The 14,075-nt window shown below is 49.3% G+C and carries 10 protein-coding genes; 8 read left to right on the forward strand and 2 right to left on the reverse strand.

The window, feature by feature from the left end; genetic code table 11:
• Positions 1-22 precede the first annotated feature (22 nt).
• Positions 23-835, forward strand: coding sequence for a helix-turn-helix domain-containing protein (locus GCU39_RS06415; RefSeq protein ID WP_152392750.1), 813 nt, complete (start codon positions 23-25; stop codon positions 833-835).
• A gap of 69 nt (positions 836-904) precedes the next feature.
• Here GCU39_RS06415 and GCU39_RS06420 read toward each other — a convergent pair whose 3' ends face one another.
• Entirely contained in the window at positions 905-2,233 is a 1,329-nt protein-coding gene (locus GCU39_RS06420; RefSeq protein ID WP_152392751.1) for a sensor histidine kinase, read from the reverse strand.
• A 16-nt stretch (positions 2,234-2,249) separates the two neighbouring features.
• Positions 2,250-2,975 (reverse strand): response regulator transcription factor, encoded by a 726-nt coding sequence (locus tag GCU39_RS06425; protein WP_152392752.1) that lies wholly within the window; start codon positions 2,973-2,975, stop codon positions 2,250-2,252.
• A 182-nt stretch (positions 2,976-3,157) separates the two neighbouring features.
• On the opposite strand from GCU39_RS06425, the gene GCU39_RS06430 reads away from it, so the two are divergent.
• The 7 genes from GCU39_RS06430 to GCU39_RS31805 all read left to right on the forward strand — a co-directional run bounded on the left by GCU39_RS06430 (position 3,158) and on the right by GCU39_RS31805 (position 14,059).
• Positions 3,158-5,251 carry a serine hydrolase domain-containing protein gene (locus GCU39_RS06430; RefSeq protein WP_193726789.1) on the forward strand — a complete coding sequence of 698 codons (2,094 nt, stop codon included), beginning with the start codon at positions 3,158-3,160 and terminating at the stop codon, positions 5,249-5,251.
• A gap of 328 nt (positions 5,252-5,579) precedes the next feature.
• Entirely contained in the window at positions 5,580-6,266 is a 687-nt protein-coding gene (locus GCU39_RS06435; RefSeq protein ID WP_152392754.1) for a response regulator transcription factor, read from the forward strand.
• Positions 6,267-7,802, forward strand: a complete 1,536-nt coding sequence (locus GCU39_RS06440; RefSeq protein WP_152392755.1) for a sensor histidine kinase — start codon at positions 6,267-6,269, stop codon at positions 7,800-7,802. It begins immediately after the preceding gene.
• Positions 7,803-7,944: 142 nt separating this feature from the next.
• Positions 7,945-9,123 carry a TolB family protein gene (locus tag GCU39_RS06445; RefSeq protein ID WP_152392756.1) on the forward strand — a complete coding sequence of 393 codons (1,179 nt, stop codon included), beginning with the start codon at positions 7,945-7,947 and terminating at the stop codon, positions 9,121-9,123.
• A gap of 29 nt (positions 9,124-9,152) precedes the next feature.
• Positions 9,153-9,848, forward strand: a complete 696-nt coding sequence (locus GCU39_RS06450; protein WP_152392757.1) for a stalk domain-containing protein — start codon at positions 9,153-9,155, stop codon at positions 9,846-9,848.
• 244 nt (positions 9,849-10,092) lie between these two features.
• Positions 10,093-10,224 (forward strand): hypothetical protein, encoded by a 132-nt coding sequence (locus GCU39_RS32230; protein WP_265333474.1) that lies wholly within the window; start codon positions 10,093-10,095, stop codon positions 10,222-10,224.
• A 313-nt stretch (positions 10,225-10,537) separates the two neighbouring features.
• Positions 10,538-14,059, forward strand: a complete 3,522-nt coding sequence (locus tag GCU39_RS31805; protein WP_227793462.1) for an Ig-like domain-containing protein — start codon at positions 10,538-10,540, stop codon at positions 14,057-14,059.
• Positions 14,060-14,075: the final 16 nt, after the last annotated feature.

Genomic DNA, 14,075 nt, shown 5'->3' on the forward strand with positions numbered 1-14,075 from the left:
ATTAGGGGTCAGGTGAAGAAACATGGAGATGAGAACCGAAACAGAATGGATCGAGTTATGGCAGGTGAGCGACGATTTTCAGAATGTTGCTCATCAGCATGACGAATGGATCCAAGTTACGCTGCCGATCAAAGGTACCTGTCATTTTACGCAAGAGGCGCGCAACTATGATTTGAGGCAAGGAAACGGCATGATTCAACCCCCGGGAGCGAAGCATAATTTTCATCTTGGGGAGCAGACTTCCGTCATTATCCTAAAGGTACGCGACAGCGGAGTTAGCAACGCAGCCAGCATCCATCCCAGATTTACGGCGGGGGCAGACTATTCGATTCGACAAGCGTTTGATCCGGACGATATTATCCGTCGATTTAGCCAATGGATGCTTGCGCTAATTCAAGGACAGACGTTGGCTGATCCGCTCGCCAAGCAGGAAGTGGAGCATGACGTGATGACCTATCTTGCCGCGCTGCTCAGACACGATGGGGAGATGTCGGGTACGGCCGAGTTGCTAAGGGGCTGTACCGATCCACATATTTTACGGGCACTGACGTTCATGCATGATTGCTACGAGAATACGATCTCGATCGACGAGTTGGCAGGGATCGCGCTGCAGAGCCGGTTTCATTTCATTCGCTCCTTCCGCAAGGCGACGGGCACGACGCCGTATCAATACTTGCTGAAGCTGCGCATCGCAGAGGCAATGCTCCGCCTTCGTCGCTCCGGTGCGACGATCGGGCAGATCAGCGCAGATCTCGGATTCTCAAGTACGAGCCAATTCCATCGGGCATTCCTGAAAATGACGGGCTTAACGCCTCAAGTATACCGCCTGCAGTGATAATGAGCGCACGCCACAACAAGGCCAAAACCTAGTCGAATGCATCGGCTAGGTTCTGGCCTTGTTGTATCAGATTTCAATTTCACCTCGATGTGGCGATTTCGGAATTTCCGCTTGGAACGAGGTTCCCCCTTGATCTGCGACGAGCTTCAACTGTCCGCCATGGCGTTCGATCGCCTTCTTCGCGATGGCAAGCCCCAGCCCGGTTCCACCGCTGCTCTGCCGCGATTCGTCGCCCCGAACGAACGGCTCGAACAGCACGTCCCGAAGCCCTTGCGGTATGCCGGAGCCGTTATCGGAGACGTGCAGTCGCACAGCTTGTTCCGCATCGATCAATTCTAACGTAACGACCGTACCCGGCGGATTATGCTTGCATGCATTGGACAACAGATTGGAGACTGCGCGATACATCGAGTTGGTATGGAAGCGCAGCATGATTTTGCCGTTTGGGATGTCAACGACGAGCTCTTGCCCTTTGTTCTCGAACAGCTCTATATTATCGATCGCGATATGGCGGATAAATTCGGCAAAATCGCCTTGTTGTGGGGCAAATGGGTACTCTTCGCTATCGAGCATCGCAAGCTGGAACATGTCGTCGACAAGCGAGGTAACGACAACGGACTTATCGTAGATCATTTTCAAGTACCGTGCTTGTTGGTCGGGGCTGTCCACAAAACCGAGATGCAGCGCTTTGGCATACCCCTGAATCGTCGTAACCGGGGTTTTCAGGTCGTGTGACAAGTCGAGCATCATCTGCTGTTTGCTCTGCATCAACCTCTTGTTCTCAAGCTCTGATCGCTCGAGGTGCGCAGACATCTCGTTGAAATGGTCTTGAATGAGATTGAATTCTTCATTGGCGACGAACGACATCCGTTCTCCATAATGGCCATCTCTCATCCGCGTAATCGTCTTCGCGATCATCTCCAGCGGCCCTGTAATCCGCCTTGCAGTCCAGCGGCTGTATATGTATACGGCTATGCCGAACAACAAGAGCAGCACCAGATTCAGTTGAACGTAAAAATTACTGTGCTGCTTAGGCATGGCTAATAGCAGGGAATACGATTTGCCATCAAAGGTCTGAAAGGGGACAAGCGTATACTTATGACGCTCTTCCGGACGGTCATATAACCGTTCGAGGAGCTGTTCAGCGGTATAACGCTCGCTAAGGTCTGTCGGCTGTTCGTTATGAAAGACGACACGTCGCCGCTCGTCCAAGATGTCCAACTGGCCCCCTAGCGTCGTAATTCGCTCCGTCGGGATATTCTCGTAATCCGGACGAACGATGGACGCTGCGCTGACTTGGACCGTCGCTCCTGTGTCGATCCAATTGCCCATTAGCAAGATGCAGGCAATATTGATCGCACTAAGAGTCAAAGCGAACAACAGATAGGTTTTCATTAGCGAGCTGAAAAGCTTATTTGTTTTTCTCAACGAAATCGTCCTTCGTAGCGAATTTGTAACCGAGACCCCGCACGGTCTTGATGAATATCGGCGCGCCTTGCGGATCTTCGATTTTATCCCTGAGCCGGGAGATGAGCACCATGATGCTGTTGTCATCCTCCCAGTACGTCTCAGACCAGGCTTGCTCGAACAACTGCTGCTTTGTAAAAATACGGCCCGGTGCCAGCATGAAGGTGTTCAGCAGTTTATATTCCAATGAGGTCAACGGAATTTCGATCCCGTTACGATAGACAACGCAAGCGTGATGATCCAGCGTTAGCAGTCCGATGGTCGTTCGGGATGCTGGCTCGGGCTTAGGCTCGGATTCATTGAAATCAAATGCGCGGCGCAGCTGCGCTTGGATGCGCGCGACAACTTCAAGTGGATTGAACGGTTTGGCGATAAAATCGTCGGCGCCTAGGCCAAGTCCCAATATTTTGTCGCTGTCGCGATTTTTAGCAGAGAGGATAATAACAGGCAGCTTATAATCAGCTCGCAGCCTTTTGATCAACTGATACCCGTCCAGCTTCGGCATCATGATGTCGACAACGGCCAGATCGATTCGGTGCTCGCGAATGCATGCCCAAGCTTGCTCTCCGTCGTAAGCCTCGATGACCTCATAACGTTCCCTTTCCAGAAACAGCTTCAATAATTCCACGATCTCCCGTTCGTCGTCGGCAATGAGAATGGTTTTGCTCATGAAGCGGGTACTCCTTCCAATTGAATGTCCTATCGACATCACTGTATGCATACGTTCTTCTCTTTTCTTCCGGCAAATCCTTCTTTGTAAGGTAAATGTAAGATGAGGCTCAAGCTGGAGAAAGAATGATCCCTTATGATGAAAGGGTGTAAAATATGATTTCACCAATGGGAGGGTTACGGATGATAGCATCACGCTTATGGAAAAAAGTTTGTTCAGTCGCAGTTGCCGCGTGCGTTGGATTGGCGCTGACGGTACAAGTGTCAGCCAGTGCAGGGATAGAGCCTTCGGGAGTGAATGCGGGTACAGGAACTGGAGCGGGAATGAATGTGCAGCAAGCCGCATTAGGGAATTCGGTGGATTTAAGCGGTCTGGAGGCGCTCTCCGATCAATTCATGAGAGGCCGGACAGGGGCGGATGACCCGCCGGGGACGGCGATTGTTGTCGTGCAAGACGGTCGCATCGTCTTTCAAAAAGGTTATGGCTATGCCGATGTAAGCAAAAAAACCGCGGTCGATCCAGCAAAGACCGTGTTCCGCGTCGGATCGGTCACAAAAGTGTTTACAGCAGCAGCGATCATGAAGCTGGTCGAGCAAGGGAAAATCGATTTGAAGGTAGACGTGCAGAAGTATATGGGCGGATTGAAGCTGGATAATCCGTTTCATACGCCCGTGACCGTCCACGACCTGCTGACCCACACAAGCGGATTCCAAGTAACAGTGGAACCGCCGGAATTTTATACCCCGGATCTGAATAGCAATGTGAGCTTGAAGGACTTCGTGGAACAGCGCATGCCGCCTGTTGTTCGCGAACCGGGAACATCTTACATGTACGATAATTTCGCCTTCAACCTGCTCGGATTCATCGTCGAGAACGTATCGGGCATATCATTCGAGCAATACGTGAAGGAGAATATTCTGAATCCGCTGCAAATGAAGAACACGGAAATCGCGATTTCCGACCAAAAGCTGCAGCAGCTTGCAATCGGCTACGGTGCGGATAATAAGGCGATCCCGCCGTATGCGACAACGCCAAGAGAAATGGCAGACGGGGGTATGCTGATGACGGCGGAGGACGCGGCACGTTTTATGATTGCCCAATTGAACGGCGGCAAGGTTAGTGATACCCAGATTTGGAGCAAGGCGTCCATCGAGAAGATGCAGCAGTTCCAGACGGGCATTCATCAGGCATATCCGGATGCGACTTACGGCTTTGAAAATTTATTCGAAGCGAATAAGAACAACGGCTTGCATGTGATCGGCAAAGGCGGAGACGTGCCTGGATTCAGCGCCTACATGCTGCTCATGCCGGAGAAAAACATCGGGATATTCCTCGTGCATAACAAGATGGGTGCCTCGACGAAGCTGGCTTGGGCATGGTACACCATGTTCGTGGATCAATATTTCCCAATAGCAGAGGGGAAGCCAGTATCGTTATCGACGCCAGTTGAGCAGTTGAAGCGGTTCGAGGGTGTCTATACGGACTTACGAATGAACTTCTTGCTGACGAACGTGGCAGCGACGGGACCTGGCGAGCTGACCGTCGAAATACTCGGGCAATCGCAGAAGCTGAAGCAGATCGATCCGTTGCTATTCATCGACGAGCGTGGCAGGATACTGGCTTTCAAAGAAGAATCGAACGGCACGATCTCTTATCTGAAATATATGAATCCGGTAAGCTATGCCCAGAAAGCATCTGCAACCTTCAGCGACGTCGAACGGACAAATGTATATGCATCTCCGATCGGACAACTGAAAGCCATGGGGATTTTGCGAGGAACGGTGGACGGGCGCTTCCATCCGAAGCGGCCGGTGACGCGCGCCGATATGACGGCATGGATGGTTCGCATGATGGGGCTTACCCTCTCCAAGAAGCCGGTGAGATACGAGGATGCCGTCGGAATGTGGGCGGCACGAGAAATAGAAACGGCTGCGGAAGCAGGCCTTGTGCAAGGCGTGACGGACAAGAGTTTCGCGCCGGATCAATCGCTGACACGTCAGGGTGGGGCAGAGTTCTTCTTGCGTGCGCTCCAAGGAACGACTTCGCCGGAACAGCTGGCCGAGCTGCCATTGGATCAGGTCAAGCTTGCACAGCCAGGTGATCCAGAGGCCGACATGAGTATGAAGGTGATCATCGCCATGGGACTGTCAGGTTCTGATGTCACGGTGAAGCGTGACGGCGCGGTCGATTTCCGGCCCAAAGACCCGTTAACCCGGGAAGAAGCCGCGTATTGGTCCGCTCAGTTTATTTCTAAGTTCATCATGGGTGCGAAGTAATCGTAAAAACGCTTGATGCTGAATTATTCATTCAGTGTTTGCGGTGTCACGAGTGTTCAGGAGCTTGCATGAGGCAGCTCCTTTTTCGATTTGTTGAAGTAACGGGTAATATAGTTAAATTAGATGGAGGTCGTATAGATTCATTGAATTATTAAGTGATTAAGTAAACTTAGAAAAAGTGGTCTGTTGGCTTTTCAGCACGAATTGAGAAATGACTTATTCGTCGTAACCGGTCAGCATGATCGGTTGATTTTGTTGCACAACGTCCGTGCAACCGCTTCTTCATGTTTGGTATAATACAAGGAACAAATCATACGAGGAGATATTCATGATCAAAATACTTGTGGTGGATGACGAGAGCAGCATTCGGGAGGCTGTAGCGTATGCGCTGCGTAGAGAAGGGTATGAGGTTGAGATGGCTGCGGACGGCCAGGAAGCGCTGGACAAGGTGGAGACGTTCCTGCCAGCGGTCATGGTGCTCGATGTCATGATGCCTCGGGTAAGCGGTTATGACGTATGCCGCAAGCTGGATGGCCGGCCTCGGCCTGCGATTCTGCTATTGACCGTCAAGAATGATATTGTCGATAAAGTGCTAGGACTGGAGCTTGGCGCTGACGATTATATGACCAAGCCCTTTGATATGCGGGAGCTGCTAGCCAGAGTCAAAGCGCTATCGCGCCGGGGAGGTTATGGCGAGCAAATGCAACAGGAGCAGCAGGATGTGTTAAGACTGGGAGAACTGTCCGCAGAGCTGTTCAGCCGCGCGGTGTCTATTCAAGGCGAACTGCTAGATTTAACGCCGAAGGAATTTGATCTACTGGTATTGCTGATGCGCAATCCGGAACGGGTCTATTCACGGGAAATGCTGCTGGAGCAGGTGTGGGATATGGATTTTGCTGGTGGCACCCGCACGGTGGACATCCATGTGCAGCGTCTGCGCAAAAAGCTGGGCAGCCACCACGGGCTCATTCAAACCGTTTACGGGATTGGCTATAAAAGTACGGGGTCACCCTAGATGGTAGGCAAATTTCGACTGGGCTTGAAGGGGAAAATGTCGTTGTTACTTGCCCTGTTGCTCGTTTTTATCGTAACTTGCTTAAGCGTGCTGGTCCTGAGCGGCATCCGGGAGAATCAACGAACGATGCTGGAGCAATCTTTTACCCAACAGGCAGAAGCCGCTAATCTGCGTGTGCGAGAGGAATATTTGACAGGAAGCAGGGTTTCGCCGGATCAGTTTATGGAACAGACGGGGCAACGGCTGGCCGTGGATTTGGGCGCACAAAGCGGCATGGCGGTAACGTTGTATACGGTGGATGGTGCATTTGCTGGCACCTCGCTGCCATTTCAGCCTCGAGCTGATGTGCAGGATGCGCTGAAAATAACGGCTCAGGGGCAATCGGCATACATTACCGAAGGAGTTCAGCTGTTGTTCCTCGCACCGCTGTATAATGCCGATCAGCGACTCGGCACGGTGCAGTTTCATGCCTCGCTTACCGAGCAAAATGCATTTTACGCACGCATACGCCAGCTGTTTCTGCTTGCCGGTGCCATCGTGCTCTGTGTCGGATTCCTAATCGGGTACGTGTATGTTCGGCGGCAGGTCAATGTCATTGCCCGGCTGAACAGGGCCGCATCGCAAATTGGTCAAGGGGATTATCTGTCGGCTCCTTCAGTAAGTAGAAAGGATGAGCTGGGCGAGCTGGCCCAAGGAATCTATGATATGAGCAGCAGGATCTCCACGTCTGTCGGTGCCCTGCATGAAGAGAAGCAGAAGCTAATTGAAACGGTAGGACGGCTGCGAGAGCTGGAGCAGCAGCAAAAACAGTTCATCGGCAATATCAGCCATGAGCTAAAGACACCGTTAACTTCGATTATCGCGTACGCCGACCTGTTGACAATGTACAGCGATGATCCTAGCTTGCTGGATGATGCCGGAAGGCGCATCCATGTGGAGGCACAGAGATTGTACGGTCTTGTGGAGAAGGCGCTACAGCTGTCAGCGATGGATGTTTACGAGTTTGAGACACGTGCGGAAGCGGTTCTGCTGCGGCCCTTGTTAGAGGAAGCTGTAACCCGGTTGCAAGGAAAGGCGGACAGCTGTAAGGTTACGATTCATTCTTCGCTTGTTGATGGGGAAGTGTGGGCCGATCCTGAGAACGTGATGCACATTATGCTGAATTTATTGGATAACGCGATAAAATATAACCGCCCAGGCGGACAAGTTCATCTATTGAACTACACGGCAGCGTCAGCAGACGGAGCTTACCGGATGATCATTGAGGTTGCTGATACGGGAATCGGTATTCCCGAGGATGCCGTATCCCGAATTTTCGATCCGTTCTTTACGGTCAGCCGAGACCGGTCAAGATCAAGCGGCGGTACTGGACTTGGGCTAGCCTTGGTTCGCAATTTGACCGAAAAGCAAGGTGGAACGGTACAGCTTGTAGAGACCGGACCGGACGGGTCTCGCCTTAGGGTGGAGCTTCTACTGCATGCCTTCGGTTCGGAAAGGACAACCTATACACCAAATGACGAAGCCCGGAATGAATGAGATCATCCGGGCTTTTCGCTGTGATTCAGACAATGCCAGCTTACCGGATTGTTTACAAGTTCGTTACAAGTCGGATATGTTTATGCAATATTGTCTTTCTATACTAAAGGCACTGGGAAATGAAATGAGTAGGAGGTCCCTGATGAAGATTAGTAAACGAAAATACATGGCTGGTCTGATTGCCGCTACCTTGCTGACTGTCGGCGTCTTATCCGGCTGTGGCGCAGAGCAGAAGGATAGTACAAAGGTGCACGACACGTCGGATGCAACTGACCCATCCCGCTTCGGGGTGGGACGAGGAAAGCGTGAACTGACAGTCGTCAAAGAGAGCAAACCGCCTGCTGAACAAGGCATTGCCGTTCAGCGTATACACCAGGTGAATAGCGCAAATATCGAGCAATGGCTCTCTGACGATGAACTGGAGATCCAAGTCACGACCGTGGTAAAGCAGGCCACCGCGACGGAGGAAGCGCAATATAGCTATCATCGATTCCGTCTAGATCTGGAGACTGGCAACCGGCAGAGCATCAAGGAACAGACAGGTGCGGATCAGGGAGAAGTGATCAAATCTTTCTTATCGCCGGATGGGAAATATAGCTTTATTCAGACCTGGAAGGACAAATACAAGGCCGTGAACGAGATCAAAAATATGGCTACAGGAGAGCGGTACGAGGTAGCAGTCGACAATTATTTGGAAGTAGGCGGCTGGCTGAATAATGACTCTTATATTCTTGCCGCCGGCTCGATGAAGGGTCGGGGTGAGATATGGGACATTTCGGTGAAGGGTACCCGGAAGAAGATCGAGCTGCAGGATCCTGATGTTGAAGTCTTCACCGAATTTGCTACGGGCAACGGGACAATTTATTACACCGATGCCAAGAGCCGCATGAAAAGCTTCACCCCCACACAATCCCGGCCAACCTTGCTCGCAGCAGATGTCTCCTCCTTGAGCTTGTCCCCTGACAGTCAGCGGATTGCCGTCTCCACCGCGAGAAGCGACGGGAAGGAAGACTCACGCCTGCTCATCTACGATACGGGCGGTCATGTACAAGGCTTGTTGATCGGTAAGGGAGATTTGCTGTCCCATCAGTCCTGGTCGCCCGATTCCACAAAGCTAGCTTTTGCGGTCTATACCGAGGATAAAGGCGGCATGAATGGGATCTATATTTTTGATACGGTCTCTGGCAAAGTGTCGCCGTTAGGGCTATCGTATTACCCGGTATACCCGCTGAGCTGGAACCCTTCCGGCACTAGGTTAGGCATTACCGTAGACGATAAAGAGAAGCTAATCGTCACGCATATTGTAGATTTCAAAAAATGATATGGGATAGAACAAAGGAGAGATTCATTGTGAAGAAAACAATTTTAGCTGCTATCGTATTAGGAATGACTTTATCGGGAGCCGCCGGCGTATATGCCGGAAGCAAGCTGGAGAAGATCAACGCTTATCTGAATCATGGCATTACCTTTAACGTAAATGGAGCTGATCAATCGTTAATGGACAGTAACGGCAAAAAGCTGGCGCCAATCACTTATCAGAATACGACGTATTTGCCAGTGCGGGCCATCGCCGACCTGACTGGAATTCAAGTAGGATTCGATGCTGCTAGCCAACAGATTCGGCTTGATACGGAACAGGGAGGCAATAAACCCACAGGTGAATGGACAACCATCCATTACAGTGAAGCACAGATCAAGGCGATCAAAGGAGCATTCGCCAAGTTTGAATCCTTTGAAACAGCCTATGCTCCACAGCAAATGGCCAAAAACGACAGCTATGTTAAAGCGGCAGCCACGGGCGATGGAGTCAATCTGATCTTTAAGCATATGACCGTGAACGTGTCGCCACGGGATTATTCCGATGGTTATAAGTCCAAGGAGGTTAAACTATCCAACGGCGTGAGCGCGAAATGGTATACACCTTCCAAAACACCGCTGCTGGGCTTCCAATTGGACGACCGGACGGTAACGATCAGTTCCCCTGACGGTACTCTGAGCAATAGCCAAATTGAACAAATCGCTGTTAGCGTAGCTGAACTGAAGTAAAGCGTAGAAGAATAATAGTATTACAATTTATAAGACGGAAAGAACTCCTGAATTGGGGTTCTTTTTTTATATTTGGCTTATCTTCCATGACTATCTCGATATGCTAGAATCAGATTGCTTATATGAAGATGAGTATGATGCTTTATTCTTTGCGTTTGGTGATATGGAGCTGGCTCTTCTAGCGAAAGTTGTTTTTTATGAGGAACTACGAAGCGAGACGCTGAAATTGCCATTCATTTTGTCGATGAAGAAAGAGTATCCGATGGAGTGGCAAATGCGATTTGTCCAGTACCTGCAGGGGGCGGGCCGCGAACGGCTGCAAGCTATTGAGAAGGTGATGCATGAGATAGACTATGAGCAAATCCATTTCTATTGATTAATAAAGTAACCGAATCTCAAACTGATGAGAAATCCGCAATTTTTAAAAATGGTGGATTTCTTTTTTTGTTCTTTTAGATCTGATTCATCTACTAACTTTGGTGAAAAGCGAAATAATGACATCCAAATTCATGTTCTAATATTTGAGAAACACAATATATTAAAATCGCATGATAGCAACTGTATATTTATCGCCCGAAAATTAAAGCGCTTAAACTTTATGTGTTGCTGTCAGTGTTTTTAGTTAGAAAGGAGGCCTTAGAGGGAGACAGGATAATAAAGCTCACGATGAAAAAGTAAAGGAGATGCAAATGAATACATTATGGGGTAGAAAAACGAAGCGAATCATTTCATTGTTTATGGCGTTTACCATATTCATCTCATTACAGTTAAACGGATTCATGTCAGCAGAGGGTAGCGTGGCTCCGGTCACGATCGCAGAATGGAAATACACGTCAGACCCAACGGATCTTGGTATATTCCCGGCTACTGCTGGCGTGTATAAAGAAACGTCTATCCTACAACCTGTCCCTTCTGGTTCATCTTATGGTTGGAATCGTGACATGAACGCAATACGTTATCAAGGTTGGCAGCAGGAAGCGGGGAAGGACAAATACTGGCTTGTTGCCGTTCCGACGAAGAACTATCACCATATTACCTTATCTTCAGCCCAACAAGGCAAAGGGACGACAGGTCCGAGGGATTTCAGGGTACAAATCAGCATAGATCAACAAAACTGGACGAATCTTACCAGTGAAGGAACGGAGTTGCCGGATCTTGTATTGGATGCGGATACCGCAACGTATTTGAATAACGTGTCGCTCCCAGATGCAGCTGATGATCAAGACCTCTTATTTATTCGGTGGGTTGTCAATTCAAATGTGAGCACTTCAGGGGCGACGATCGGTGAGAATGGATCAAGTCAATTAATCAGCATATCAATCCAAGGAGAATTAACACCTCCTAACCCATCAACCAATCCAGAAGCGCCAGTATCTCCGGGAGCAGGCGTGCTGGATAAAACAAAGCTAGCCGAGTGGGTTTTTGCAAATGCAGGAACGAATGGAGCATTCCCGGCAACGGATGGGAAGTTCAAGACCACATCCACATTTAAGAACATCGGTGGTTATTACGAGGATTACGATAGCAGCCAGAAGGCGATAAGCTATCAGGGCTGGGATGGCGGTAATGGTACAAAATACTGGCAGGCGACAGTGTCTACGAAGGGTTATGACAATATCACATTATCTTCACAGCAGAACTCTTCGGGTACGGGTCCGCGTGATTTCAAAGTTCAAATCAGTACGGATAACACCACATGGACAGATGTACCGAACACGAATTTGAAAATGGTCGTCTCCAGCTTCAATTGTGCGAGTAATACGTGCAAGTTGGTAGAAGTTCCCCTTCCTTCGAGCGCTAATGATCAGGATGTGCTGCACATCCGTTGGATCGTTCGATCCAATACCAACACCAACGGATCGAGTGGCATTGGAAGCACAGGCTCTAGCAGAATCAAAGAGATAAGTGTATCAGGAAGTGCTATAACAGGTGGTCCTGTGGGCACGCCAACCGAAGCAGTATCGAAGACACCCGCAGCTGGTGCAACCAATGTGGCACCGGCAGCTCTACTAACGGTGGTCTTCAATAAACCTGTCGTGATCAATTCGGGAGCGAACGTAACCATAGTCGACAATAATAATGTCATGTTGGGATCAGTTACTTCAGAGATTATGAATAATGATACATTAAAGATCAACCATCCTGATTTCGAGAGCGGGAAGACGTACACCGTTAAAGTACCCAAGGAACTCATCAAGGGAAGAGATGACCAGGTTGCACTTGCAAATGATATCTCATGGAGCTTTACGGTAACGGGTGGTCCTGTGGGCACGCCTACAGAAGCGATATCCAAGACGCCAAGTGCTGGTGCAACCAATGTGGCAGTCGCAGCTCCAGTAACGGTGACCTTCAATAAACCTGTCGTGATCAATTCGGGAGCGAACGTAACCATTGTAGACAATAACAATGTCACGTTGGGATCGGTTACTTCAGAAATAATCAATAACGATACATTAAAGATCAACCATCCTGCGTTTGTGAACGGGAAAACGTACACCGTCAAAGTGCCCAAGGAACTCATCAAAGGAAGAGATGACCAGGTTTTACTTACAAATCATATAACATGGAGCTTTACGATCCAGGGCACGACGAGCCCGCCTTCGGTACCGAAGCTCATCAACATGACATTTTATGGGGATCCCAAGACAACCCGTGCATTCACATGGTATACCGATGTTATGACGAATTCGGTCGTACAAGTGGTAGAAGCCAGCAAAGTTTCAGGAAGTCAATTCCCCGAGAATGAAGCTTTGGTATATACGGGTAGTGCAGAAGAAATCCAGACATTTGTTACGAAGGCTGACCGGACGTCCAAGAAGAAAAAGAAATTTATTACCCATAAAGCCATTGCCAATAATCTGACACCAGGAACGGTGTACAAATACCGTGTGGGTAGTGGATCAGCAGATAGTTGGAGTGCGATCGGTTCGTTCCAGACTGATGCACTTGGCAATCAGCCATTTCGTTTTATCGCTGGATCGGATTCACAGGCATCTAGCAAATCAGACTTTGAGCCTTGGGCAGATACATTCCGAAAAGCCATTGCAACGATTGGTACTCCTAAATTTCTGATCAATGCTGGGGACCTCGTCGATAATGGGGATTTGGAAGAGCAATGGCAATGGATGTTAGGACTCCCACAGAATGAACTATTGAATGTTCCGATGGTTCCCGTTCTGGGTGGCCATGAAGTGCAGGATTATGACGGAGATGAGACTACGCCGAACTCCAACTTCTATAACCACTTCAATTTGCCTAAGAAGGTCATTGCTAATACGGACGACGGGTCCGTCTATTCCTTTGAGTATGGAGATGCTCTATTCCTCGTGTTCAACTCCCAATATGCAGGGAAGTTAGCGAGCAATGGCAGCGTGAAATCCGTAGATCAGCAATTTACGGATCAAGTCGAGTGGATGAGATACGTCGTAGCGAAGAGTAATGCGAAATGGAAATTTGTTGCGTTCCACAAAGGACCTTATTCCGCTGGGGACAATGCAGGCGAATATGAAGATGACCGGGTGCAATTTTACAGAAAAGTTCTGATTCCTGTCTTTGATGAAATGGGGATCGATATGGTGTTTGAAGCGCACGATCATATGTATATGAGGTCTTTCCAGATGATTGGCGACAAAGCCATCCCTACGAATCAACTGACCTTCGACGCCCAAGGCAATGCGATTAATCCGAAAGGCACGGTATATCTCATGTCCAATGCCTTTGGCGACAAATTCTACGAAAAGTATCCGGGTTACAATGATTTCTTCGCAGCAGTTAATAAGCAGCCGTTCAAAAAAATGTTCACGGACGTATCGGTTTCAAATGATGTACTTCAATTTACGGCGTATACTGCAGCGAAGAGTGATGAGAAGTCAGGCGATAATGGCGTGAAGGCCTATGATCACTACGGAATCAAGAGAACGGACACGAAACCTGCGAAGGTGGAGGCTGCGAGTGTAGCGGTTAGCAGCAATAAAGCCGTTATCTCATGGAAGCCCCCTGTAGCTGGAGGCGAACCTGTAAGAGGGTATAGAATCTATGAGAAGAATGACAAGGTAAAAGCTTTTTGGAGTGTTTATGTACCTGCAGTAGCCGGCAAAACGGATTACAGCTTCACGGTTAACAATATCAATGCCGCAACGAAGTATGATTTCGTCGTGAGAGCCGTTGGGACTAGAATCAACTCGGATCCGGTAGAGGTTAGCACACCATAGTTACAAAAATAATCGA

The organism is Paenibacillus guangzhouensis (assembly GCF_009363075.1).
Taxonomy (GTDB): domain Bacteria; phylum Bacillota; class Bacilli; order Paenibacillales; family Paenibacillaceae; genus Paenibacillus_K; species Paenibacillus_K guangzhouensis.

Bases quoted from the DNA above. Each gene is read 5' to 3' on its own strand.
- GCU39_RS06445 (WP_152392756.1), top strand. From the start codon at position 7,945: ATGAAGATTAGTAAACGAAAATACATGGCTGGTCTGATTGCCGCTACC.
- GCU39_RS06440 (WP_152392755.1), top strand. From the start codon at position 6,267: ATGGTAGGCAAATTTCGACTGGGCTTGAAGGGGAAAATGTCGTTGTTA.
- GCU39_RS31805 (WP_227793462.1), top strand. From the start codon at position 10,538: ATGAATACATTATGGGGTAGAAAAACGAAGCGAATCATTTCATTGTTT.
- GCU39_RS06415 (WP_152392750.1), top strand. From the start codon at position 23: ATGGAGATGAGAACCGAAACAGAATGGATCGAGTTATGGCAGGTGAGC.
- GCU39_RS32230 (WP_265333474.1), top strand. From the start codon at position 10,093: ATGAAGAAAGAGTATCCGATGGAGTGGCAAATGCGATTTGTCCAGTAC.
- GCU39_RS06425 (WP_152392752.1), bottom strand. From the start codon at position 2,975: ATGAGCAAAACCATTCTCATTGCCGACGACGAACGGGAGATCGTGGAA.
- GCU39_RS06435 (WP_152392754.1), top strand. From the start codon at position 5,580: ATGATCAAAATACTTGTGGTGGATGACGAGAGCAGCATTCGGGAGGCT.
- GCU39_RS06420 (WP_152392751.1), bottom strand. From the start codon at position 2,233: ATGAAAACCTATCTGTTGTTCGCTTTGACTCTTAGTGCGATCAATATT.
- GCU39_RS06430 (WP_193726789.1), top strand. From the start codon at position 3,158: ATGATAGCATCACGCTTATGGAAAAAAGTTTGTTCAGTCGCAGTTGCC.